Here is a 22395-nt window from a genome sequence, read left to right on the forward strand (position 1 = left end):
AGATGAAAAAAATGATGAAGGCATTTAGAAATAATCGTGGTGAGGGTTATATGGATGTGGTGGTGCTTGTTCTTTGTGCCATGCTGGTGATTGCTGTAGCAGTTAAAGTATTTCCTGCCTATATCGTTAAACAGCAGGTAGATACCTTTGCTACAGAGCTGGTGAGAGAGGCAGAAATTGCAGGACAGGTGGGTACGGAAACTGCAAGGCGAGAACAGCTTCTTGCTGAAAAAATAGGAATCACTCCAACTGTTGTATGGTCAAAAACAGGTAAAATTCAGCTGAATGAGGAAATTTCTGTGGTTGTTACCTACGAAGTGAACATTGGGATGTTCAATGGTTTTGGCTCTTTTCCTATCACTTTAAGAGGAGAAGCACTGGGAAAAAGCGAGGTGTATTGGAAATGACCACCGTGATGCTGGATCTAATTCGCACATTAAATTTAGCTAGTAGTTTAAGCTTTGTGCCTTGGGTTGAACTTAGCGGAAAGGAGAAAAATGATAAATAAACGATTAGAACCACTGAAAAACAACCGAGGCAACGGTTATCCCTTTGCCGTTGCCATTACCCTTTGTCTTGTTATGATTTTTACAGGCATTTCAGAATATTTTCGCTTGATGATTGTTGCACAAGGGGTGCGAGATGCTTTGCAGGATGCAGTCATTTCTACTGTGGTAGAAAATTATGATGATGTGTATCATGGAGTGCGTGAGGGATATTCGGGAGGGTATCAGCCTACTGCCGAGGACTTTGAGGAATGCATTGATTATGGGAATATTTATGATAAAATGGATAATATACTTGGCCTGACTCAGAACGGTGGATATCACGAAAAAAATGCCTCTGGCAGTGAAACACAGTTTAAAATATGGAATTTAGATGTAGAGATTCGCAATGCACCCTTCGCAGATAGTGATAGGGCAGACAAAAGATTTGAGATTGACAGCGCTGTTATGCTGGAAGTTCCCATTTCTTTTGGAGGCAAATTACTACCTACCATGAAAATGAAAGTGAAAAGCAGTGCCGGTTACACTCCTAAATTTTAACTTTCTAATAGTTATATAAATTATGTTAGACTTTCAGATTTTCTTGTGGTAGGGTGTGGCTTGTAAGGGTAGATACATAAACGAGGAGGCGAATAACTTATGAAAAATATGAATGATAAAACAAAGAAATGGCTTATAGTGGCAGGTGGCCTTGCCATTTGTGCTGTGCTTGCAGTGATGATTGCAGGCTGCTTTAGCAAACCAACTGCAGAAGACGTATTGCTTCCAATACAGAGCGGTGATGGGAAAGATATAGTGGTAGAAGAATCAAATAATATAGAAAGAGAAAACCAGATTACAGTATCGCCAATTGAAGTTTCTGAACAACCAGATGCTGATAATGGTGTTGTGGATCAGGGAACGGAGCAGACTATCCAAGGGGATGCTAAAAAACCAACTTATACGCAAGAAGAGCTTACAAATCCTGACCAAAAGCCAAATGGAGAAAAAGTAACAGAGCAGGATAAACCAGTTGACCATGATAAGGTGGAAACTCCTACAGAGACACCAACACAGAGGCAACCATCTGGTGGACTACCCGGATTTGACAATGTTCCTAATGCAGGAGAAAACCAAGTAACCCAAGGCGTGAGTGATGGCGATATTAATAAGCAAGTAGGCACAATGGATTAAAATAAATATAGTAATAGATTGACACCACAGGAATGTGGTGTTTTTCTGTTGCGGAAAGGTAAATCAATGAAAAAAATATTAACTGTTGTATGCTTATCGTTTGTGATGTTATGTTGCACCGCTGTTTCTGTATTAGCTGTTGGTGACGGAAATATTGATGGCGGAGGCGGAGGGATGGACAATGGAACAAGTGGAAATATATGGTCCCCCGGAAATGATGGTGTTCGGGTAACTGTTGTTCGTGCAAGTGATTATGCGGTTGTGACAACACCTATTGATATCACCAATAAGCCACCGTTGTCATCAATCTATAATTTTGGAAAGGTAAGCAAGTTACAATATAATAATGGAAAAAGTCTTGCACCACAACAAGGTGGTTATAAATGCGTTAAACCATCTCAATTAATGCCAACAATTATAAGTGACAAGGGCAACAGCAATATCGACGCAATCAAGAAATATTTCTGTTCGGAATATATTGTGCAGATGATTGCCAACCACACGGGCATGAACTATGACATTCTTATTGGAGGAGGATATAAACTACTTCTTGAACCAATAGCCTATTACAAATTTGAAGATGTAATGATTGCAACTACAGCAACAGAGGCGGCAATGTATGATGAACAAATCAGCGGATTGCTCAGACGAAGAATGGTAGCACTTTCTCATCAAAATTTACCTCTTGCTATGTTTTTAGAGGTTTCAGATTTGGGCTATCCCGCATGGAGAGGAAGTACATCAAAAGCCGCCTCAAATGCAGATATCAAATCATCACTTGGGCTTGGCGTTGTACGTTTTACAGAATTGCCGGAATCTCCTGAAATTGTAACCCAAGACTATGAGTATCGTGTAAATACTGAGGTTATTACGACAGTTACTGTCAGCGGAGGGCAGAGTGACCCAGATAACCCAACTAAAGTCAGCTTTTCTATTGACGAAAAAACTTATAATGTTGGAAATGTCTATTATCCTCAAGGCGATAGTCAACTTGCCTGGGTAAAATGGACAACACCAGATACTGAACAAGACATGGTAATTCATGTATCGGTGAAGGGACCAGGTGGAACAGATAAAACCACCATTAACTGTAAGATTGTCGATCTTGATAAAAATCCTCCTCCAAATCCTATTGCTGATGATAGAAACGAAAAATTTTCATCAGTATCTGTTCCTAACCGTAGTGAAAAAGTGAGGGCAGATTGGAGTGTTTGGGATCCTTGGTGGCATGAACATTGGGTATGGCATAGTACAGGTGAAGATAGTGGATACTGGTGTGACCACGGATGGTGGGAGTTCGACCTGGACAAGTATTATGCAAGATTTTCAGCTAATATGAGTATCAGATGTGACAGTAAAAATCCAACTGCCAGTGGTGGAATAATGAAGTCAGGATACGGCATCAATGAAACCGTAACGGCATCCGTAAGCAGTAACCAAAGCTCTGCAATTGCATATCCCCAGACTGCAGTCAGCTATTTTCCTGAGTTTGGATACGAAACCTATTGGAGACTTTTGGATAGGATGAAAGATGGATCATCAAATAGCTTTGAGCTTCAAAATAATAAGTATTCTACCTATAAAAATAGAACCCATTTCACACCGATTTGGATGCCAGATGGCGATTATACAGTAAATACTTGGGCAGCAGATAGCTGGACGCCAGTAGGAATGCTGTCAATGAATTTAACTGATAGCTTAACAATAAAGGGGAATTTATGGCAGGATTGGCATGTGGCACCTCTAAAACCATAAGGGAAGGAGAGAATTCATGAAAAAATATAAGCAATTATCAATCATACTTACAGTGGTATTGATTGTTTGCCTATTTTACGGAATATCAGCATTTGCAGCAGGGACGGGGGATGTAGCGGGGGCTATTGAAGGAACATGGACGACGGCATCGGGACAAATTAAGACTGTGGTTAATAAGGTAATCTTTCCGGCAATTGACCTAATTCTTGCGGTTTTTTTCTTTGCCAAACTCGGGATGACGTACTTTGATTTTCGCAAACACGGTCAATTTGAGTGGAGTGGTCCAGCAATTTTGTTTGCTTGTTTGGTATTTACGTTAACAGCTCCGCTGTATATTTGGACGATTTTGGGCATATAACGAACAAGGAGCCGTTGCATCAGAGTAGAGGTGCAACGGCTTAATTTCATATTTAGTGAGCTTTTCTCTGGTGGACGAATTAAATCAGTTTCGGAGGGTATCCGCGTTTGAATCGTTCAGAACATTTATGAAACAAAACAGGCACTAATGGTTTATGCTATTCTTTTCCTGTCAAAACAACCTTTTTCCATCTGAAATATTGATACCGAGCTCTTTTGCCATACCTGTTTGCTTAAATGGATTTATTTTTTCTACCACACCATCACGTTTGAAAAGGGAACCTGTATTTTTTAGCCAAAATGTTACATCTGCTTTTACGCATTGCTCCCGAATATTAAGTACCCAATCATAATCACATATACGGGATTCTCGCCCTGTTTCGCCACCAACAGTCACATGGTCTACTCCACGAAGATACGGTGTCAAGTCTATCTTTTCTAAGAGTGGTGCACAAGCGATAAACCGCCGCTTTATCGGATAAGATAAAAAGAGTGGCAGTCTGTACTCAGCTAATGCTTGATTTTCGACAGTACAACCAATATTCACATTGTCATAGCCTGCACCCCAATCGGGTGGAAGTGATACGAGAAGACGGTCAATTCGCTTTGTTAAAATCAAGAAATCAATATCAGTTCTTTCCTTGATGATAGCCCAAATGTCTTTACGCCACTCGTCTGTTTCTGGCAGGAAAAAGTCAGTCGCAAAACAGGTTGGAAGAATTTTGTTGCCTTTGATATTGTATTCGCCCTTTGCATTTTTCCTTGTGGGCCAATCAAATTTATCTGTTTTTTGTATTGTGCTTTGACCATAGCGTTTTGCATACGGCCCATAAAAATAGCAATTTGTACAGCCATCACTTATTTTGTAACAGCCTGTCCATGGTTCCCAGTTCATAGCGTTCCTCCTCTCGGATGGGTGAAGCCGATGATAGCAGAAACGCAGCTGCTTTTCAGCAGCGTTTGAACGTCACCGTCCGTGCCTTCATGGAGATCTTACCCACCTCGTAGCCATAGGCGGGCAGCTCTTTCTTGAAGGTTAAAAAGGCGTGGTCGATGGGAAAGCCCAGAATCTGTTCAATCTCGGCATAGGTCAGTGCGAAGCTGTTCTCTGTGCGTTGACCTATCGCCTTCCAAAGTGGCTCATATTTACTCATTGTCCGTCTCCTCCGATCTTGTTTGGAATAAAATAGCGACTTTGATTTACCAAAGCCGCCGTGTATCACATACCAAAGCCTAACGCATACTGTTTTACAACCTCAAGAGGGAACATTGTGCGTGTAGCAACTTCTTCTGCCGACATGCCTTGATTAAAAAAGCGTTTGAAAACCGTGGTCATATCCTCTGCAATTTCTACAATGTGCTTGTCGGGGTCATATACCCGAATATCACGCTGCCCCCACGGGTATTCTTTGATTTCGTGTACCCATTGCAAACTGAATATGCTTTTCATTTCGGCATACACCTTGTTCAAATCGTCTACTTCAAAATAGACTTGAAAGTTATGTGACTGCTTTTTTATGCTATCGTCTGTCAAACCAACGAGTTCAGCATATCCTTGTTGCAGCGTAAAGCCCTCAAACGTTACATGTGCATCAATATCCATGACCACATTTTGGTGAAGTACCTTTTCATAAAAGTGTTTCGATGCGGCTATATCCTTAACCGCTAAAAGACAACCTTGATATTTCATTTTTCAATCCTCCTTTGAGGATAGTGTATCGTATATCTCTGTGCTGTCATAGTAAAAATCCGACATTGTTTTCAAGTAATTTTGGGGTGACACACCACTTATAGCCTTGAAATCTTTATCAAAATGAGCTTGGTCGAAATAGCCAGCTTGTTGTGACAATGCCGCAAAAAAGCAAGGCGATTTTTGAATGTGCTTTAATACATAATTAAAGCGGGTTAAACGTGCAAAGTCCTTAACATTCATTCCAATTTGTGTGCGGAACAAGCGGTTTAGCTGCCGTTCACTATAACAAGATAGTCTGGCAATCTCTTTCACTTGTAGCTGTCCATGATTATCAGAAATCGCTTTGGTTGCCAATAGCAAAGCATCTGAAACAACATGCTTTTCCATACGTTCGTATAATATTTCTTCGCAAGCGTTCACTAAGTCGGTTGCAGTTTTTGATACTGCAAAAGCATGATGCAATAAATGGAACAACTCGTTGTCGATGTCCACAAGCGAAAGGCGTTTGTCTGCAAATTCCGCTTGGTTTTGGCGTGTGATTTGATACAACCCGTAGGGCGAAAGCTGGATAAGCATTAAAATATTATAACTATTTGGCTCCGTGCCTAACAGTATGGGGGAGAGGGACGCTCCCCATAGTTCAGCAATGACTGTATTTCCATCGAAAGCAAGCGACAATGTTCCGCAAGCGTTAGGCATAAGCATATAATGCTCTGTAAACATATCCTTAGATGGAAATACGATGTTGTAATATAGAATATATTTTCTCAGCCCCACATGTGAGGGAAACATATTGAATTGCTTGTTATCTTTTATAATCAAAATGTTCCCCCTTGCTTTTCAAAGAAAGATTTGCATTATGCGTATCTGCCTAATGCGAATTAATCAAATACGAATTCGTTTCCAGAGCAGAGAGTTAAATTTCCCAACTACCGGTTCATAAAAGTTATACTCAGTAAATATATAAAATAAGGTTACCATAGTAAAGTGGAAGTTTCAATTAATAAATATAAACAATAGAAAGAGTCCAGTATTATGAAAACTAAAAATTGTTCACAGTCTTTATGCAAGGATTGACTGGATGATTCTGGGGATATAGGCAAAGCGATAGCCGCAACATCAACAAAAAGATGCTGCGGCTCTATAAAGATTCAAAGAATAACGTTTGCACTATATTTTCTGATATTTCTGGTGAATGCCAAGCAAGATCGTATCCAATGCAGATGACATATCTGTGATGGCCGCTTCAGGATCAGACAATGCACTACCTAATTGCTGCGTCGCATAGCCATGAAGAAACCCTGTTAACAGACGAACAATAGGGCTGACATCGGAAACACTTAATCCAAAAGACTGAACTAATTTTCCCATCAATGAATGATACTCAGATAAAATCTGTTTTGTCTGGTCATTAGTGTGCCAACTTGCCCATTGAATTGTTTCATATATGCCGGGATGTTCAACCATAAAGCGCAGATACGCAACTGCGATTGCACGAATTGCCGCATCGCTGGAAACTCCAATGACCGCTTGAGTCATCTGACAATTCATTGTACGCATTCCTGTGTGCGCTACCTCTCGAAGCAGCTCATCCAAACTGTCTATATGGTTATATAAAGATGGCGTACGGATTTGTAGTGCCGCAGCCACAGCTTTTAGGGAAACTCCCGAAAGTCCATCTCTATCTGCAATTTCAGATGCAACTTGAAGGACAAGTTCTTTTGTTGTTCGCATTTTGCCACCATTACTTTCTTTGTTTTATCTCATTTTAACTAATTGGATTAGCTTTGTCAATAATATCATTCGCTTTCTGCTTGACAAAATAAACTGTATTAGCTAAAATACTAATTAAATTAGTTTGATTGGAGAATGACAATGAGAGAGAAATATTTTAAGATTAACGAGGTCCCTGCTGTTTTACTCGGTGAGCAGTCGGATAAACTATTTATGTTTGTTCATGGACAGGGTGGAAATAAAGATGAGGCAAAAGCATTTGCAGATGTTGCCTGCCCGCTTGGGTGGCAAGTATTAGGGGTTGATTTGCCGGAGCATGGATAACGAGTTGATGCCTCCGCTACTTTTGACCCGTGGCACGCCGTTCCAGAACTTCAACAAGTAATGCTATACGCAAAAAAAAGTTGGAGTCAAGTTGCTGTGCGTGCCAACAGCATCGGCAGCTATTTCACCCTTTTGTCTTTTTCAGGCGAGCCGCTGGAGCAGTGCCTGCTGGTCTCTCCCTTGGTGGATATGGAGAGAACGATTGATAATTTAATGCACTGGGCAGGCGTTACAGAGGAGCGCTTAGAGCGTGAAAAATTGATTGACACTGATTTTGGGCAAAAACTGTCGTGGAAATATCTTAGTTATGTGCGTAGCCATCGAATTGATGGGTGGAACACCCCCACCTTTATTTTAAGAGCAAAGAAAGATGAACTGATTGATGAGGACACCGTGATAAACTTTAGCAATCGTTTTGGCTGTAAACTGACGGTAACAAATGGGGGCGAGCACTGGTTTCACACTCCAGAGCAACTTTCGATTCTGTGCCAGTGGGAAGTCCAATCGCTAAATCAACATAATTTTAACTAATTCAAGCGTAAATAAGAAAACAAGTAATATGAACACTGAAACTCACCACCGTCCTTATGCAAGTATTGACTGGAGAATACTTGGAGTTTAAGCAATAAAAGAGCAGGCCAACTCTTTGTTATGGAGTCAGTCTGCTTGTTAAATTAAAATTTATCGGTTCGTATTATGTTAACAATGGGATATTTAGGGAAACGACCTATCAATATCACCATTCATAATATGGGGTAAATATTGTTGTATCTTATCAAAAGGCCAGTTCCACCAACCAATCCGTAGCAATTTCCGGATGATATCTTCATCATAACGCTTTTTGATTTCTTTTGCAGGGATACCACCAACGACTGTATATGGAGGAACATCCTTTGTTACGACGGCTCTTGTGCCAATAATTGCACCGTTACCGATACGAACGCCAGACAAGATTACCGCTTCGTAGCCGATCCAAACATCATTGCCGATGACAATATCACCTTTATTGTCCCAAGCGGCTGCAACCTGTTTTTTGTCCAGATTCCATTCTTCAAAGAAGATGGGAAACGGATAGGTTGAAAGTGATTTTTGCGCGTGGTTGGCGCTGGTAAAAAGGAACTTTGCGCCGCAGGCAATAGAACAGAACTTGCCGATAATCAGTTTGTCTTGGTTGACAGGATAATGATACAGCACATTGTTCTTTTCAAACTTCACAGGATCAGAAACGAAGTCATTGTACATGGTATAATCGCCAACAATAATGTTGGGATTTGTGATTACACCTTTCAAGTACACCGTTTCGGTATCGTTTGTTCTTGGATATATTTTTTTATCTGGAATAGTCATAAAAACCTCCTGAGTTTTATTTTTTAGCGAACTATTCCAGCAACTGCAATGCAAATTTTCATAATATCATCATCCTTATATTCATTCAAAATTAAATTTTGATACACAGTTATTATAGCATATACAGAAGTTTCTTTCCAATGTCGATGAGAAATTAGCAGTAAAAAAGCCTGTTTATTTCTTTGCTACATCCCGATATATTTCACATATTCCGGAATGGACATGAGTTGCCTTTCAAGTTTTAATTTTGTATCTGCTGATACATAATTTTGCGTTGCCATTTCAAATCCTGCCTGTTCCACAGCTTGCAAATACTCATTTACGGTTTTTTTGACTTCTGAATCTTTGCTTTTTAAAAGCTTGCCACAATTTCGGTAAATTTCAAGAACGGGATTGCAGGACGCAAACACTGCTTTCATGGTTTCAAAATTATTATTCCCTGGAAAGCCGCAGTTTGAAATCACCATAAATTGCTGCGTTTTTGGATTAGAATCTACAAGGTCAAAATTTTCGTCCGAATTTACAATCAGAGGACTTTTCAGAGGTACAAGTCTGTCTGCAAAATTTTTAAGAGCTGCGGTCATATTCCATGTATAAACAGGCGAAGCAAAGCAAACCACATCAGCAGAATTGTACTTGACTAAAAGCTCTGTCATATCATCCTGCATCACGCATTTGCCTGGTGTTTTAAACCAACAGTTAAAACATCCCTTGCAGTGTCCAATATTCTTATTTATTAAAAACACATTTTCTGTATCTGCACCAGCTTTTTTAGCACCATTCAAAAACGCTTCTGCAATTACATTTGTGTTGCTGTTTGCCCCAGCAGGGCTTCCGTTAAATATTATAAATTTCATTGTATTGTGTTCTCCTTTTCAATAATTGATGCATTGTACACTACTAAATTAGCATTTCGTTCTCCCTTTCGGGGAGGAGATACCTTAATTCCCATGGAGATACAGTTTGACTATCTATTCATGTTTTATGCATCCTTACAGTCATTGTAGAGAAGATTAAGCAGATTTTCAATAAACGCTCTAGAGTTAAGAATCGGATTTTTGTTTAAATTATATTCGTTCTAACAGAAGTATCGCTAGTAAAACAAGATTTAATTATGACCCATTCTTCCGTTTTCTATTTATCAAAGATTTTTTTGCGTATGTCGAGAAAGAAAGTGGGTTGGTTTCCCTGAATAAAACAAAGTCAATTTATGCATTGCTCTTGTGCAGGCAATATAGAGCAGGCCTCTGTCATATTTGCTGTAGTAATCATTCTGGCTCACATCAGGCACAATTACTTCGTCAAACTCCAAGCCCTTTGACATCTGAATAGAGGTAACAGAGATACCATTTGCAAAATGGGTGCTATCCGTGGAAATATGCTGAATATCGTAATCCTTTTTGAGAATATCAAACATATCCTTAGCGGCACTGTTGGTTTTTAGAATAATGCCAAGAGAAACATAATCACTCTGTAAAAAGTCATTTAGCTTTGCTCTGATTGTGTTTAATTCCGCTTGCTTGTCAGCACAGGAAATTACCATTGGCATATCTCCGTGTCGCACCATGGGTTCCAGTTTTTCCACCTGTCCGATACCCTTTGCAAAGGTAATGATTTCATAGGTGGAACGGTAGCTTTTATTTAGTTCTAAATAACTAGCATCACTGTAAAGCTCTTGTAGTTGAGCCATGGTATGCAAATGGTTTGGATTGATAGACTGCCCAAAGTCACCTAAAATTGTTTTTTGACAGTAGTAAATGCGGTTAAGCACGGCATATTGAATGGGGGTGTAGTCCTGCATTTCATCTATAACCAAATGTTTGATAAGATTACTTTCATTTAAACCCTGGAAAGCTCCGTGCAGATAAAGGAACGGAAAGACATCACACCAATCCAAAGTTTGTTTCTTCGGTAGAACGAGCAGTTGGGGGTGTCCTAGCCATCGATAAAAATCCTTGTATAACGCAAGGGTATTTTTGGTTTTAAGCATGGCGGTTAAGCTTTTTAAGATTATTTTTGCTCTTGGAATTTCATCAACCATAAAATTAACCGATTCAAAATGTTCATGAATGTCATTGGCAATCAGCTCAAGTCTTTTTTTGATAGGATAACTGCGGTAGGCAAAGAAACGCCTCTGTATCCAATCCGCTGTCACTGAAAACTGCCCAAAGGTATAGTCAGTCGATTCAAAAATGAGCGTTGGAAGCTCCTCGATGTAGCTATCAATTTTTCTCACAAAATCTATTGTAGACTTAAAGCGTACTCGCTCTGCCCACTTTATATCTTCTGTTTCTAGTGGGTCTTTCTCTGGCTCAAACCGGATTATTCCACTTAGCTGTTCATCAGCAATATCCCAAAAGCTTCGTTCACAAATTGGTTCCTCGCCAAGCTCTGGCAGGACATTTGCAATATAATCGCCGAATACCTTATTGGGAGACAGGATTGTGACATTGTTTGCCGACAGCCTATCCTTAAAACGGTAGAGTAGAAAAGCGATTCGGTGAAGTGCAATGGAGGTTTTTCCTGAGCCAGCCACTCCCTGAATAATCATAGTCTTAGCTTTGTCATTTCGGATAATTTGGTTCTGCTCCTTTTGTATGGTTGCGATGATGGATTTCATCTTTTCATCTGAGGTCTGGGAAAGCTCACGCTGCAAAACATCATCTTGAATGTTAACAGAGCTTTCAATTGCATATTCCAGCATACCGTTTTTTATCTTGAATTGGCGTTTACGGGCCAGCTTGCCCTCAATCCTACCCACAGGGGCATCATATCCAGCTGAACCAATCTCATAGTCATAAAACATACTTGCAATGGGGGCACGCCAGTCCAAAATAAGCAGTTGGTTTTCGTGGGTAAAGGCAAATCGCCCAATATAATGTTTTATCGCCTCTGCATCGCCATTTGTTTGAAAATCAATTCTTGCAAAATAGGGTGACTCCTTTAGTTTGGCAAGCTTTTCCCATATACCTACAGAGAAAGCACCGATGTGGTCTATCTGTTTTAGTGCAAGCTCGTTTTGAAACATTTCATTGGGGTCGATTTCTCCACGATAGTCTGCCATGTAGCGCTTTGCATCTGCATATTCCTTGTCAATTTTCTTAACATTGTTATTCGCCACTTGCGCAGCGTCATCCAACTTTTCGTTCATCATGGCAAGGTGTGCAATCTCATCAGGAAAAGGGATAGAAGATTGAACGGCAGGCACTGTTTCGTTCCTGCCGCTTTGTGGTTTACGATTCATGTGAGACCTCCCTTGGCAAAATAAAGCGTTGTGTGGGATAACCGAATTCCGTAAGTAGTTCCCCTTCTGCAAAGCCCAATTCCTGAATTAGCTTACGGTGTCCTGTATCCGCCTTATCTCCCTCTCTGTAAGTTGTAATACTGATTTCTTTTTCCCTAATCATTTCACCCATCACTTTATACAAAAATACTTTTGGAATTCCATTATTACGATAAAGGGGGTGCGTACCCATAAAGTCAATACTTCCTGTTTCGTAGGTGAAAAGCATAATACCAACCGCTATAGAATTATCCTTTGTGATAAGTGCCTGCTTGCTTTTGATATACCCCTTTAATTCCAAAATATATTCATCCTCCTGCAAATGGGGGAAGCCGTCAATCACTAGGCGTACTAAGTCCATCCAAGAGGGGATATCATCTTCTGTTGCAAAATGAATCATCCATTTGTCTGTTTTTTTGCTAAAAAGCATTTCATATTCTCCCTCCAAACGAAACTTTAGTTGCAATGGATAAAATTTTTCATTTTCTCGATATTGATTAGGGGGCTGCTTATACATAGCTGTGAAAATATTTGTGAAGGATTGCTGTGTTTCGTAGCCTGCCATTATAGCAATTTCTATGATTGGCTTTTCTGAAAAAACCAATAACTTTGCTGCTTCGGTGAGTTGTCGCCGTTGCACATAGTCATGTATGGTGAACCCTACAGTATTGGTGAACGCTCTATGTAGGTGATATTTGGAGTAATGAATTGCTTCCGCAACCCGTTCTAAATCTATCTTTTCTGTTAGATGGGTTTCAATAAATTGAATTGCGGCTGAAATTTTTGTGATACTCTTGGGATTCATGTAGAAAGCCTCCTGTCCATTTTATTTTACAAGATTAAAAAAATTAGTTTTATTGATTCTTGCTCTTTTTTCGTTTACAGGCAAAAGTTTTGGTCTACCACAGATGAGATAGGGTATTTGGAGTGGTTTTCACTGGAAATTTGGAATGTCAGGTTCAGAAAAAAAGCTGTTGCAATATGTTGTCTTGAATGTCCACTCTCTTTATAAAAGCATTGAAAGAGTATTTTTAGAAATGAATAAAGTAGCACAGACCGATTATTTTAGTGACCCTGTGCTACTTATGACGGCTTTTTTATTTAATTGCTACCAATTCAATATATCCTCTTGTACCGATTGGTTCAAGCTGTATACGCGGGTTTTCTTGATCCCAAGTGTAGCCAATTACAGTGGGATCATATTTTTTAATAGATTCCCACACCTGCTCGATTGCCTGGCAGAAGTCTTCTTCGGGAAAAGGCTCCCCTTGGAACATCAAATATTTGCAGGCGGGTAGGTTGATTAGGTCAAATCCCTCCGGAATAATATCTGCATAATCCATTGCAACCTCAACACCCTGCACATACGCTGAAGTGCCTGGTTTGATATAGCTTGCAGGGAGCCAAAGGGAAACAGGCTCTTTGCTAATGGATTTCATACTTATAAGTAGTCCCCACACATCACAACCAACTTCTTCGCAGTAGGTAAAATAGTCGGCCGCCTTTATTCCTCGTTTGATGAGTACTTTCCTTGCAGGTTTCTCAATAACTTGAATAAATACATTTTTTACGTTTTCCATTTTATTCTCCTTTCGGATAGCTCTGAACTTTACGCCATAAGGGGTGAAAAGATAAAGAGGAATGGGTGAAGCCGCATATTCCCTTGGATTGCAGCCAAACTCACGTAAAAAGGCACGCTGATATCCATCCACACTGCCAAAACCAAGCTCAAATGCAACATCAAGAATTTTGCAGTCTTCATCACGCAGCGTCAGTGCCGACCTGGATAGCCGTAATCTCCGGATATAATCCGCAGGTGTTAGATTCGTCCACTACTTTTTTTGCTAATCATGTTTTACATTTACAATATCAATATCACGCAAAATTGTCCTATGTGATACCCAAACTCTTGTACAAGTATCGTCGCTGTTACGCAATTTCTGTTAAGAATATAAAGAAAATTTTAAGTTGACTTTCGATTTTCATATTTCCTAAAGGTAATGTGTATAGTATAGCATAAATGAATTTCTTATGAATGTGTATTTAATAGAATGAAATTGAAAGTATTATGTACTTAGTATGGTGCACAAAGCAATTATGTTTTTACTTCAATTCTTGTTGGTGTTGGATATGGCTTTCACTTACGCTTTAGAGTATGCTTTGCTTGCAAAATTAAAAAGGGGGAAATGCGATGAAAGAAACAAAAAGTTTATGTGCCAAAATTCCTATTGAATTGCACAATAAAGTAAGAACAAGCCAAGAAGAAAGCAGACTTACTCTAAACCAATATATAGAAAATCTGCTGATTGAATACTATCAAATGAAGGAGATGAAGAACATGCCACAAACGAGGACACTTGCTTTGCAAATATCAGAGGAACTTTTCTTAAGGATTAAAAATTATCTTGATAAAAACCCGCAGTTAACCCAAAAGGCATTTATTACTGATCTTATCATAAAAGCTTTAGATGAAGCAGAGTCATAAAAATCAATAGAACAGCAACAAAAGCAGGGAACATCCTTGCTTTTGGTTTTAAATTTGTTGGTTTCTGTGTATAGCATAAATAAATTTCTTGTGCTATTGTGTTGTGCTGAAGGAGGTGAAAAAAATGCAGAAAGAAAAATTACTTAGTGAGTTGTATAATGGAAATTTGTGCCCCATAGCAAAGGAAGTGGTACAGGGAAGTGAATATCAAAAGTGCATGGATGAGTTAGCTGAGATTGAGGAAAAATTTAGCAGTCAGCTAGATGCAGAGAAAAAAGAAAAACTGCAAGATTTTGTAACGGCACAAGGAAAACTCAGTTGTATCAATGCTGAGGAACGATTTACACAAGGCTTTCGTATGGGAGCAAAACTGATATTGGAAATAATGAATGAAGATGACGGAGAGCTGGAATTATTGAAAAATTAGCACTCCGTCATTTTTTATGCAACCCTTAAGCATATCGTGAAAACGATATGCTTTTTTATTTGGATAGAAAGGAGGTTACGCTTTTTGTTTATATGGGATTTTTTGCTTAGTGATGTGATGGATCAAATTATGGATTGGTTTTATGGACATCTTGTAGGCTTTCTGGGCGACTTTTTTGCTCTGATGGGCAATATGGGGGTGGAATTATTTGATATGAATTGGGTTCAAAGTATTGTGCTGTTTTTTTCTTATCTTGCGTGGACTCTTTATGTTACGGGGCTTGTGGTGTCCTGTTTTGAAACTGGGATTGAATATCAGAACGGACGAGGAAACCTTAAGGATGCAGGGATAAATGCCATAAAAGGATTTATGGCGGTAAGCCTTTTTACTGTTGCCCCAATAGAACTGTATAAGTTATCGGTGAATTTGCAAGGAAGTTTTACTACAGGAATTACAGGGCATGCAAATGGAATTAGTGATTTAGCAAACAGCATTATTACTGGATTAAACAGTGCGGGGAATATTGATGCTGTTGGCAGTTCTAATGTTTTTGGCGGCATGTCAGATGTCACTTCACCTATTATGGGCTTGTTCACGATAATTCTTATGGGATATGCGGTGATAAAAGTATTTTTCGCAAATCTCAAGCGTGGCGGTATTTTGCTCATTCAGATAGCCGTTGGAAGCTTATATATGTTCTCTGTTCCCCGTGGATATTTGGATGGATTTATAGGGTGGTGCAAACAGATTATAGGACTTTGCTTAACAGCTTTTTTGCAAGCAACCATACTTATGGCAGGACTAATGGTATTAAAAGACCATGCATTACTGGGTTTTGGACTCATGCTGTCCGCTGGTGAAATTCCAAGAATTGCAGGGTCATTTGGTTTGGATACATCAACAAAAGCAAATGTGATGAGTGCAGTATATACGGCTCAAGCCGCAGTAAATACAACTAGAACCATTGTGCAGGGGGTGGCGAAGTAGCAAGGGAAGTGCTTATAGAATGGAGATGATTTAAATGTTTACAATGGGAAGCCTTTTTGATGGGATTGGCGGATTTCCCCTTGCTGCAGTTCACAATGAAATTGTGCCTTTGTGGGCCAGTGAAATCGAAAGTTTTCCCATCGAAGTTACTAAAGTACGATTTCCCGAGATGCTCCATGTTGGTGACATTACAAAGCTTGATGGGAGCAAACTTCCTGTTGTGGATATTATTTGTGGAGGCTCGCCTTGCCAAGATTTATCTGTAGCAGGAAAGAGAGCAGGACTTGAAGGTGAACGTTCCGGACTCTTTATGGAGCAGATTAGAATAACAAAAGAAATGAGGTGTGCCAATGGAAAAGACGGAAAAGCAAATGACCTTATTCGACCTCGATTCTTCGTTTGGGAAAATGTCCACGGAGCCTTCTCCTCTCAGTTTGGAGAAGATTTCAAAGCGGTTCTTGAAGAGACCGTTCACCGTATCTGTACCTCGACCTGCGGGAGGGGTATGGAAACCTGCTGGGTGCATTTTGGGAGGAGAATTCTCCCTTGCTTGGAGAGTTCTCGATGCTCAATACTGGGGTGTCGCCCAAAGACGCAAAAGAATCTTTCTTGTCGCAGATTTTGGAGGACACACCGCTCCCAAAATACTATTTGAGCAAGACCGCTTGCTTGGGAATACTTAGACGAGCAAAATCCAGGGGTAAGGAGTTGCCTAAACAATTAAAAACAGCATTGGAAATACAAGCCGGAATTACACAGGCAGATAATAGCAGTCTACCAAATATAAAAGAGATGAAATCTTATCACATTAATCAAAGGAATGAAGGAATTGACCTTGAAAATCTTTCGGGTGCATTGATGGCAACACAGAATATGCAGATGCAGACCTTTGTTACAGAACCCATGATTTGTTTAAATGACCAAGGTGGAAACCGCATGGATATTACCGAAAATATAACAGCTACATTAAGAGCAAGCATGGGTGGAAACCTCCCAATTATTATGGGAAGTCAGCAAGTAGGTGCGGAAATTTGTGAAAATATTTGCCCCACGATTACATCTGCCGTTGGAATAGGGAGAGAAAATCAACCTGTTTTGTTTGATAATCACGGTAAGGATTGCCGATATAACGGACCATTGAAAGTTGCACCGACAGTGGCAGCAGTTTATGGTACAGGTGGCAATAATATTCCTCTTGTTTCAAAGCCCGTTGCGTATAGCTTGGATAGCAAAGACAGCAATTCAATGAAATCTAATAACCCATTATCGGGGTGTAGGGAAACAGATAAATCACGAACCCTTGATACTTCGAACCCAGATCCAAGTAAAAACCAAGGTGGAATTGCCATCGTACAGGAAAGTTATTGCATTGCCAGTAATACGATTAACCGCCAAGATCACAATGGAGGCAATGGTCACGGGGTGCAAAAAGACATCAGTTATACCCTTACGACATCAGATATTCATGCTATTTATAAGCCTGAGCCTTATCAAGATGTAGTAGGAACATTATGTAATGGTGATTGGAAAGGTGCAGGCAGTCAATATGTCAGCCAAGATAAGTGTATTATTGATAGCCAAAGCACCATATATGGACAGTCTGCATTTGCAGATTACAAGGAAGGTTGCGGTACATTAAGAGCCGAAGGCGGTGACAATGGTGGAGGAAGTGAAAATCTTGCAGTATCACGGAACCTTGTCCGTAGGCTGACACCTCTTGAATGCGAAAGACTGCAAGGCTTTCCTGATGATTGGACAAATATACCAAAAGCTTCGGATTCGCCAAGATACAAGGCACTTGGAAACAGTGTGGCAATTCCATGCGTAGATTTTGTTCTCCGTGGGATTGCTTTTTACTTGGGAAAATTCAAGGAAGAAAGTGAGGAAAGTTAAAATGTATATGTATCCCGATAACTTAAAAGCAAAAGCAACACTATGGCTGTGGGAACTGCGTGACATTGGAATCATTGGAATAGGATTGCTTATTTCTGTTTTTGCCCTTGCTCAAACAGGCATCCTATTCCCAGTTGTGATTACTGCGGCATATGCTTTTTTAAGCATTCGCTTTGAGGATATGAGTATCTTGGATTTTATCCGATATGCTGTATCCTTTTTTATATTAAAGCCACAGACATATGAATGGGCAGCATGATGCTGCACCCATATTTTTGTTTGAACCAAGAGCAAATCACGACCTGATTATCCAGAAAGATAAATGTAGAAAGGGAAAATATAAAAAATGAAAAAACAGAAAGAAAAAAATAAAAATTCCACAAGAGAACTGATGGGAATTACGGAAATCACTGACTACAGCCTTGTTACGCAATATGGTGAACTTGTATATTTCATCATCCACCCAACCAATATCTCTGTACTTTCGGAAAGCAGTGTAAGCAGTAGAATATATGCACTGATGACGGTGCTGAATGGTATTGCAGAAATTGAAATGCTCTGCCTTAATTCCAAAGAGAATTTTGATGATAATAAGGAGTATCTGAAAAAGCGTATGGAGGAAGAGGAAAATCCGATGATCAGAAAACTTTTAATGCAAGACAGCACCAATCTTGACCGCATGCAAGTGCAGATGGCTACTGCTCGAGAATTTCTCATAATCATTCGATTGAAAAATGAGAAAGAAAGTGATGTTTTCCCGTATTTATCTCGTATAGAAAAGAGCTTAAAGGATCAAGGTTTTACAGCAAAGCGAGCAGATAATCCAGATATTAAAAGAATTTTGGGAGTGTACTTTGAACAGAATGTCACCACTGATAGGTACGAAGATTTTGACGGTGAGAGGTGGGTGGTGCTGGGGGATAAATAGTCTTTCAAGTTGAAATGATATTGGTTAAGTTATATAATGAAGAATACAAGGTTAGTCTATACGATATTTTTACCGCAGATGATAGTACTTCCTGATAATAATAAATTTTCGAAGGAGTTGTTGGTTGGTTATGTGTAATTTTCAAAAATGGGAAGAACAATTAAAGTTACTGTACGAAACATATATGAGAATTTGTAAAGCTGAAGATGTCAAGTATAAAAAAGATATTATTGCCACACAGGAGGAAGTAATAAAACTTGAAGAAAAGCTTGGAACATCTATTCCTTTGAGCTTGAGAAATACATTTTTGAAGATGTCCAAAGCTATAGAGTTTTCTGCATTTTTGCCTCAGGATTTTAGTTTGCCTAAAGAATTGAAAGGCATTTTTTCAGCTTATTTTACAATTTCATTGAATGAGATGATGGAGGCAGAAGAAAGTAGAAGGTCTTGGGTGGACGGGTGTTTTAGCAACGTAGAAGATGATTATGATAAAGTGTGGCATAATAAATTGGGTTTTATGACAGTAGGCACTGGCGATGTAATTGCATTTGACCTAAGCGACTCAAAAGAAGATAAACGTGTTGTCTATTTAAGTCATGACGGTTGTGAGAGCCACGGTGTTGTTTTAGGAGAAACATTTGCTGATTATTTTGATAGCTTACTTTTAATTGGTGGATGTGGCAATGAAGATTGGCAAATGATGCCGTTCATTAATAATGTAAAAGGATTTGACGCTTACTCTGAAAACGCAAATACATATCGAAAACTTATTGGACTTAAGCTATAGATTTTTGTATATAAGTAAATTATATTTTAAACAAAAACTGCGTGAATATCCGACATAGCTGTTATAGACGACGAAAAAACAATGGGAAGCCGGCACCGTATATCAGCTTCCCATTGTGCTCATACTCTATAGTTTAATTTTCAAATATTATCAGTTCACCTTTTTGAATTACTTGCTTATTCCAATCATAATTTTGGGGCTTTCCTGTAAAATAATAGTTTACTACACGTGTATTTGCAGCGTGGGTAATAATTAAACATTTCTACCTTTGTAATCTTTTTCAATCATGTCGCATACATCACAGTTTCTCTTTATAAATGAACGAAAGCTCTCTGTGCCCCTATCACCAGTTTGAATTGCTTGCCAAAACGCTTCATCATTTCAGGTGTTTCTTCCATACCTTCAAACTCCCCGCATAACATTTCAACAAGTCGTTCGTCGAAAACAACTGAGCCACTGTAAAGAATTTCACAAAATTGGCGAGCTCGTATTTGTGAACTGCAAAAGCACACATCAAAGTTAATGTCTTTTAAATTTTCAGATTGTAATTTTGCTTGTTGCAATCCTGTTTCATTCAAAAAGGTTTCGGTCATACCGTTGAATCTTTTAAATAAATTCCAATCAGTTTCACCGTGACGTACAAGATATATCATAAAATGTTTAACCTCCCATTATTATAAACAACGCAAAAGTCACATGCGCCCATTATACCATGGTTATACCAAAAAGTGTTAGTGCCGTCATAGAAATGTGGCGGCTTTTTCAATGATACCAAGTAAAAGAAAGGAAGTATTCATTATGGTAAAGCAAACAAAACCAAAGGTTCTACAAAAGGAGGATATAAAAATTAAGGAGTTTATCGACATGGTAGCGCCGGGCATCATTAAGTTTCAGGCTGACCATTTTATTTGCGGCAACACATTCCGATGTGTCTGGGCCCTTCGTGAATATCCCACAGTAACGGAAGAACAGGCAATTCTACGTCATTTAGGTGAAAAAGATGGCGTGACACTGCGCATCTATACCAGACAGGTAACACCAACAGAAGAAAAAAGAATTATTCATAATGCTACCAATAAGAACAGAATGAACACTGCAAACACTAACGATTTGCAAGAAAGTGTCACTGCTGAAAGCAATCTGCAGGATGTGGTTGCTTTGGTATCAACGATGCATCGAAATCGTGAACCACTCTTGCATTGTGCAGTATACATTGAGCTGACTGCAAGGGACTACGACAGCCTAAAGTTATTGCAAACTGATGTTTTGACAGAACTTGTTCGAAGTAAACTGAATATAGACAGGCTTTTGCTCCGTCAACAACAAGGTTTTTTCTGTGTTGGACCATCGGGGAGAAATATTTTTGGCAGTCAGTTTGAACGAGTCCTTCCGGCTTCATCCGTTGCAAATCTGTATCCCTTTAATTATTCGGGAAAGACAGACAGCAACGGTTTTTATTTAGGCAGAGATAAGTTTGGCAGTAACATTCTTGTGGATTTTGATAAACGAGATGATGATAAAACCAATCCTTGTATCCTCATATTAGGTAATTCGGGACAAGGCAAAAGCTATCTTCTAAAGCTGATTTTATGTAATATCTTAGAGTCTGGAAAAAGTGTAATTTGCCTTGACCCAGAGCATGAATTCGGTGAGCTTGCAGAAAATACAGGCGGTTGTTTTGTGGATTTAATGAGTGGACAGTATATGATAAACCCACTGGAACCCAAAAGTTGGGATGACGGTGGCTCGCCACAGGATAAGGATGCACCCATTGCATTCAGGCAAGCAACCAAGCTTAGTCAGCACATCAGCTTTTTAAAAGATTTTTTCCGTTGCTATAAAGACTTTGATGACAGGCATATTGATATCATTGAAATTATGCTTGGCAAATTATATTCCAATTGGAATATCAGTGATGGCACAGACTTTGCATCCCTTGAGTCTAATGACTATCCCATCCTGTCTGATCTTTATGCGCTGACTGAGAAAGAGTATAAAGACTATGACAAAGCAAAGTATCAGCTTTATACAGCTGAATTGTTACAGGAAATTTTACTTGGACTGCATTCTATGTGTAAGGGTGCGGAGAGTAAATTTTTTAACGGTCATACGAATATCACTTCAAACAGATTTATTGTGTTTGGTGTAAAAGGCTTATTAAATGCAAGCAAGAATGTGAAAAATGCTTTGCTTTTCAATGTTTTATCCTTTATGAGCGACAAGCTGCTCACCGAGGGGCATACAGCGGCGGCCATTGATGAACTGTATTTATTCCTTACAAATATGACTGCCATTGAGTACATCAGAAACTTTATGAAAAGAGTACGAAAGAAAGAGTCCTCCGTAATTCTGTCCAGTCAGAATTTGGAGGACTTTAATATTGAGGGCATTCGTGAGATGACAAAGCCATTGTTCTCCATCCCAACACACCAATTTTTATTCAATGCAGGTGCTGTTGATGCGAAGTTTTATATGGATACCTTACAGCTTGAAGAAAGCGAATTCAATCTTATTAAGTTCCCTCAGCGTGGTATATGTTTGTATAAATGCGGTAACGAGCGATATAACCTTGTCGTTCATGCTCCGACATATAAGGAAAAATTGTTTGGGAAGGCTGGTGGGAGATAGTAATGGGAATATGGCAACAAGATATGATAGAAAGATGATAGCATTTTATTGACTATTATAGAAAATATTGTTTAAAGGAATTTTATCG

At 39.3% G+C, this 22395-nt stretch carries 25 protein-coding genes and 2 pseudogenes; 16 read left to right on the forward strand and 11 right to left on the reverse strand.

Annotated features, from left to right (window positions below; all coding sequences use genetic code 11):
- Positions 1-2: 2 nt before the first annotated feature.
- The 5 genes from NE558_RS06190 (at position 3) to NE558_RS06210 (ending at position 3792) form a co-directional block, all read left to right on the forward strand.
- Entirely contained in the window at positions 3-407 is a 405-nt protein-coding gene (locus tag NE558_RS06190) for a DUF4320 family protein (protein ID WP_330643385.1), read from the forward strand.
- A gap of 90 nt (positions 408-497) precedes the next feature.
- Positions 498-1046, forward strand: a complete 549-nt coding sequence (locus NE558_RS06195; protein WP_256149085.1) for a hypothetical protein — start codon at positions 498-500, stop codon at positions 1044-1046.
- Positions 1047-1145: 99 nt separating this feature from the next.
- Complete coding sequence (locus NE558_RS06200; protein WP_256149086.1) at positions 1146-1679, forward strand: DUF6550 family protein; 534 nt, start codon at positions 1146-1148, stop codon at positions 1677-1679.
- A 66-nt stretch (positions 1680-1745) separates the two neighbouring features.
- On the forward strand, positions 1746-3434 hold the full coding sequence (locus NE558_RS06205; RefSeq protein ID WP_330643386.1) for a hypothetical protein: 1689 nt from the start codon (positions 1746-1748) through the stop codon (positions 3432-3434).
- Between the two features lie 16 nt (positions 3435-3450).
- Positions 3451-3792, forward strand: coding sequence for a DUF3852 domain-containing protein (locus NE558_RS06210; RefSeq protein ID WP_256149087.1), 342 nt, complete (start codon positions 3451-3453; stop codon positions 3790-3792).
- Between the two features lie 171 nt (positions 3793-3963).
- Here NE558_RS06210 and NE558_RS06215 read toward each other — a convergent pair whose 3' ends face one another.
- The 5 genes from NE558_RS06215 to NE558_RS06235 form a co-directional block, all read right to left on the reverse strand.
- Positions 3964-4686, reverse strand: a complete 723-nt coding sequence (locus NE558_RS06215) for a DUF5131 family protein (RefSeq protein ID WP_256149088.1) — start codon at positions 4684-4686, stop codon at positions 3964-3966.
- Between the two features lie 55 nt (positions 4687-4741).
- The gene (locus tag NE558_RS06220; RefSeq protein ID WP_066085577.1) at positions 4742-4945 is read right to left on the reverse strand and encodes a hypothetical protein; all 204 of its coding nucleotides are present in this window, start codon (positions 4943-4945) and stop codon (positions 4742-4744) included.
- A 65-nt stretch (positions 4946-5010) separates the two neighbouring features.
- On the reverse strand, positions 5011-5481 hold the full coding sequence (locus tag NE558_RS06225) for a VOC family protein (RefSeq protein ID WP_256149090.1): 471 nt from the start codon (positions 5479-5481) through the stop codon (positions 5011-5013).
- Positions 5482-5484: 3 nt separating this feature from the next.
- Positions 5485-6306, reverse strand: coding sequence for a helix-turn-helix domain-containing protein (locus NE558_RS06230; RefSeq protein ID WP_256149092.1), 822 nt, complete (start codon positions 6304-6306; stop codon positions 5485-5487).
- Between the two features lie 348 nt (positions 6307-6654).
- Complete coding sequence (locus NE558_RS06235) at positions 6655-7218, reverse strand: TetR/AcrR family transcriptional regulator (protein ID WP_256149093.1); 564 nt, start codon at positions 7216-7218, stop codon at positions 6655-6657.
- 141 nt (positions 7219-7359) lie between these two features.
- On the opposite strand from NE558_RS06235, the gene NE558_RS06240 reads away from it, so the two are divergent.
- Positions 7360-7542, forward strand: coding sequence for a hypothetical protein (locus NE558_RS06240; protein ID WP_256149094.1), 183 nt, complete (start codon positions 7360-7362; stop codon positions 7540-7542).
- A gap of 96 nt (positions 7543-7638) precedes the next feature.
- A complete protein-coding gene (locus tag NE558_RS06245; protein WP_256149095.1) occupies positions 7639-8073 on the forward strand; it encodes an alpha/beta hydrolase in 435 nt (144 codons plus the stop codon).
- Between the two features lie 183 nt (positions 8074-8256).
- On the opposite strand, the gene NE558_RS06250 is transcribed toward NE558_RS06245, so the two are convergent.
- The 5 genes and pseudogenes from NE558_RS06250 to NE558_RS06270 all read right to left on the reverse strand — a co-directional run.
- A complete protein-coding gene (locus NE558_RS06250; RefSeq protein ID WP_256149096.1) occupies positions 8257-8889 on the reverse strand; it encodes a CatB-related O-acetyltransferase in 633 nt (210 codons plus the stop codon).
- A gap of 185 nt (positions 8890-9074) precedes the next feature.
- Positions 9075-9746, reverse strand: coding sequence for a flavodoxin family protein (locus tag NE558_RS06255; RefSeq protein WP_256149098.1), 672 nt, complete (start codon positions 9744-9746; stop codon positions 9075-9077).
- A 284-nt stretch (positions 9747-10030) separates the two neighbouring features.
- Positions 10031-12133 (reverse strand): HelD family protein, encoded by a 2103-nt coding sequence (locus NE558_RS06260; RefSeq protein ID WP_330643387.1) that lies wholly within the window; start codon positions 12131-12133, stop codon positions 10031-10033.
- The gene (locus NE558_RS06265) at positions 12123-12977 is read right to left on the reverse strand and encodes a helix-turn-helix domain-containing protein (RefSeq protein ID WP_256149099.1); all 855 of its coding nucleotides are present in this window, start codon (positions 12975-12977) and stop codon (positions 12123-12125) included. Before NE558_RS06265 ends, NE558_RS06260 begins: the two co-directional genes overlap by 11 nt.
- Before the next feature lie 292 nt (positions 12978-13269).
- Positions 13270-14001: pseudogene (locus NE558_RS06270) on the reverse strand (helix-turn-helix domain-containing protein); the annotation flags it as partial.
- Between the two features lie 362 nt (positions 14002-14363).
- Between NE558_RS06270 and NE558_RS06275 the strand changes: the two are divergent.
- From NE558_RS06275 to NE558_RS06305, 8 genes and pseudogenes are all read left to right on the forward strand, one after another.
- A complete protein-coding gene (locus NE558_RS06275) occupies positions 14364-14657 on the forward strand; it encodes a 4-oxalocrotonate tautomerase (protein WP_256149100.1) in 294 nt (97 codons plus the stop codon).
- 124 nt (positions 14658-14781) lie between these two features.
- The gene (locus tag NE558_RS06280; RefSeq protein WP_256149101.1) at positions 14782-15084 is read left to right on the forward strand and encodes a DUF6809 family protein; all 303 of its coding nucleotides are present in this window, start codon (positions 14782-14784) and stop codon (positions 15082-15084) included.
- 84 nt (positions 15085-15168) lie between these two features.
- Positions 15169-16071 carry a conjugal transfer protein TrbL family protein gene (locus tag NE558_RS06285; RefSeq protein ID WP_256149102.1) on the forward strand — a complete coding sequence of 301 codons (903 nt, stop codon included), beginning with the start codon at positions 15169-15171 and terminating at the stop codon, positions 16069-16071.
- 43 nt (positions 16072-16114) lie between these two features.
- Positions 16115-17283, forward strand: a pseudogene (locus NE558_RS14745) (DNA cytosine methyltransferase); the annotation flags it as partial.
- Between the two features lie 33 nt (positions 17284-17316).
- A complete protein-coding gene (locus tag NE558_RS14750) occupies positions 17317-17964 on the forward strand; it encodes a DNA cytosine methyltransferase (protein WP_420314586.1) in 648 nt (215 codons plus the stop codon).
- A gap of 1 nt (position 17965) precedes the next feature.
- Positions 17966-18223 carry a hypothetical protein gene (locus NE558_RS06295; RefSeq protein WP_066085588.1) on the forward strand — a complete coding sequence of 86 codons (258 nt, stop codon included), beginning with the start codon at positions 17966-17968 and terminating at the stop codon, positions 18221-18223.
- 87 nt (positions 18224-18310) lie between these two features.
- Complete coding sequence (locus NE558_RS06300) at positions 18311-18892, forward strand: hypothetical protein (protein WP_256149103.1); 582 nt, start codon at positions 18311-18313, stop codon at positions 18890-18892.
- Between the two features lie 130 nt (positions 18893-19022).
- Positions 19023-19679: an SMI1/KNR4 family protein gene (locus tag NE558_RS06305; protein WP_256149104.1), complete on the forward strand. Its 657-nt coding sequence runs from the start codon at positions 19023-19025 to the stop codon at positions 19677-19679.
- 311 nt (positions 19680-19990) lie between these two features.
- On the opposite strand, the gene NE558_RS06310 is transcribed toward NE558_RS06305, so the two are convergent.
- Positions 19991-20332 carry a histidine phosphatase family protein gene (locus NE558_RS06310; RefSeq protein WP_256149105.1) on the reverse strand — a complete coding sequence of 114 codons (342 nt, stop codon included), beginning with the start codon at positions 20330-20332 and terminating at the stop codon, positions 19991-19993.
- A 145-nt stretch (positions 20333-20477) separates the two neighbouring features.
- On the opposite strand from NE558_RS06310, the gene NE558_RS06315 reads away from it, so the two are divergent.
- Entirely contained in the window at positions 20478-22307 is a 1830-nt protein-coding gene (locus NE558_RS06315) for a VirB4 family type IV secretion system protein (protein ID WP_256149106.1), read from the forward strand.
- Positions 22308-22395: the final 88 nt, after the last annotated feature.

It is taken from the genome of Anaerotignum propionicum (assembly GCF_024461735.1).
GTDB lineage: Bacteria > Bacillota > Clostridia > Lachnospirales > Anaerotignaceae > Chakrabartyella.